The sequence below is a fragment of the Methanolobus psychrotolerans genome, from assembly GCF_002243045.1.
In the GTDB taxonomy this organism is placed as follows: domain Archaea; phylum Halobacteriota; class Methanosarcinia; order Methanosarcinales; family Methanosarcinaceae; genus Methanolobus; species Methanolobus psychrotolerans.
Genome location: NZ_MBKP01000101.1, coordinates 1 through 1,099, shown reverse-complemented (window position 1 = coordinate 1,099; position 1,099 = coordinate 1). Strand labels below are relative to the sequence as shown.

1 protein-coding gene is annotated in these 1,099 nt (G+C 37.9%); it reads left to right on the top strand.

Annotated elements, in window-relative coordinates; genetic code table 11:
- The coding region (locus BB781_RS15180; RefSeq protein ID WP_164997934.1) for a transposase at window positions 1–550 on the top strand (550 nt) is incomplete at its 5' end.
- Window positions 551–1,099: the final 549 nt, after the last annotated feature.

Genomic DNA, 1,099 nt, shown 5'->3' with positions numbered 1-1,099 from the left:
TGTACTTTCAGGTACAGGATATACTGATACCTGTATTGTTGATAGGTTGTTTGGATTGCCGGTTTACTGGGATGCTGTGGATGCGAGTAAAAATGACAATACTATATTCCAGGAAACGATAGATAAGTGTACACAATCAACAGCTCAAAAACCTGTCATGCTGATAGCAGATGCCGGACCTGATAGTCATAGGTCAAATTCAACTGTGCTCGATAAACAGATTATTCCTGTCATAGCTGCAAGGTCCAATAGTGTTGGAACTGTCCTTAAAACCGATAGATGTAACCATTTCAGAGCGATCTATATCCCCAGGATATATCAGCGGATACTTCAAAAGATCTATGACCTGAGGACTTGTGTTGAAAGGAAAAATTCTAACAAGGTCGTTGGATACAATCGATCAAAAACACTGACAAGAGGTAATAAGTGGGCTAAGTTGTTTGTTTCAATAAGCAACATAACTGCACTACTTACGGCACTGGCAGCATTTAAGGTTGAAAGACTTGACCTGATACGTGCTCCAAGCGCTTTTAGAAAGTTGAGGATTTGAGGGCATAAAAGGAAATTTTAGCGAAAAGAAGCAGTTGTAAGAGTTAATGGGCCATTTAAAGGATTAATGGGATTAATGGATAAACCTCAACTGAGTTCTTATCTTATTTTTAAACCTTAACTCTGCTGTTTTTAGGGCATAACTATCCTCCTGATTACGTCTGTTAATAACGTTTCCTCTTACACACATCCTTCATGTTTTAGTTGGAAGGTACTACTTCCATCTTAAATTTTATGTTGTAGTCCTCTACAGTAATCGAAAATCTGTCTGTAATATCAGCGCAATCTATTAATACAATGTATTCCCTATAGGGAATAACGGAAGAATGGGCACGTAATTGGTTAACCGAGCAGCGCAAGCTTGGAGAAAAGGGATTAGAAATCAAAACATTCAGTAAAGGATACTACGTATATCGATCTACTACTTACTGGGACAAAGAATTGAAGAAACGGAGAAAGACCTCAACTTATTTGGGGAAACTCGATAAAGATAAGGGTTTCATTGATAGCCAGAAAACAGTCATATCCAACAAAAGAGTTCGTTCACTAT